This is a genomic window from uncultured Fretibacterium sp. (assembly GCF_938040765.1).
GTDB lineage: Bacteria > Synergistota > Synergistia > Synergistales > Aminobacteriaceae > CAJPSE01.
This window is the reverse complement of record NZ_CALIAA010000278.1, coordinates 1-1,368: the sequence shown is the minus strand read 5'-3', so window position 1 is coordinate 1,368 and position 1,368 is coordinate 1. Positions and strand designations below refer to the sequence as shown.

Sequence of the window (1,368 nt, the reverse complement as noted above, 5' to 3'; positions counted from 1 at the left end):
TTGCCTTTCCCGGCAAGGACGTATGAGGCCGCTCCTCGTTATAAAACCTGAACCACCACCTCAGTCCCTCCAGCAATTCGGGCACATTCTCATACTCGTTCAGGTAGATGCACTCGTACTTCAGGCTTCGCCATAGACGCTCAATAAAAATGTTGTCCAACGCACGACCCCGGCCATCCCTGCTGATGCGTATCGCCCTGTCCAAAAGCCGGCTCGTAAAATCATCGCTCGTAAATTGACTGCCCTGGTCCGTGTTGAATATCTCAGGCTTACCCCGCCTCAATGCCGCCTCCAGCGCCCTCACACAGAACTCGCTGTCCAGGGTGTTCGACAGCTCCCACGACAGCACATAACGGCTGTGCCAGTCCATTACCGCCGTCAGATACATGTATCCCTGCCTCAGAGGAATGTACGTAATATCCGTGCTCCATACCTGGTTGACGGACGTTATCTCAAGACCGCGGAGCAGATACGGATAGACCTTGTGCTCCGGATGGGGCTTGCTCGTCGAGGGGCCGGGAGCCTGGCCTTCCAGCCCCATCTTGCGCATCAGACGCATCACTCGCTTACGGTTGACCGCATATCCCTGGCCTTTGAGCCAGATAGCCATCCTCCGGCTCCCATAGAACGGTGTCTGGATATACTGCCGGTCTATGGCCTTCATCAGTTCTTCGTTGGCCTCACTCTCCCTGCAGGGCAACAGCGATCGGTAATAGCCCGAACGGTTCAATGCCAAAAGCTCGCACTGGCGCCTGACGCTCATCTCGGCATCGCATGGATCGACGAAACTGCGCCGTTCAGCGACGCTCAATTCCTCCTCGTTTTTTTTTGAGCCACTCGATATCCATTTTCAGACGCCCAATTTCCTTGTACAACGGGTCGGTGATCTTTTCCAGGTCCATGGAGCTTCCCGTCTCAAAAAGCTCGGACGCCCTGTCGCTCAGCGTCTTTTTCCAGCGTCCTATCTGTATCGAAGAAACACCGTATTCTGCAGATAATTCCGATAAGGTCCTATTGTTACGATACGCGCTTAACGCAATTTCCGCTTTCAGCCGCGGACTATAACGATTGCCTTTGCCTCCCATGGCTCTATCACCTCTGACCTCTATTCTCCATCTTCCGCCCCTTTTCTGTGCTCTGACTTATACTAACCCTAACTCTTACCCTGGTCCTCTAGATGGGGACCACTATACAAATACCCCATTACCCTGCCTCATCGTCCAGGGAGCACACCTCCGTGCCAGCGGGGGATTGCTGAGGAAATCAGGTGGTGAGACGAGACTTTTCCGTCGTGGATACCTCTACAAGGCGCTCCGCCTCCACCAACGAAAATCCTCGGCGCAATCGTAAAAACGCCGAGGTTGATTT

The 1,368-nt window shown here is 54.0% G+C and carries 1 pseudogene; it reads right to left on the bottom strand.

Features of this window, described 5'->3' with window-relative positions:
* A pseudogene (locus Q0176_RS09855) lies at window positions 1-1,085 on the bottom strand (IS3 family transposase); the annotation flags it as partial.
* Window positions 1,086-1,368 lie beyond the last annotated feature (283 nt).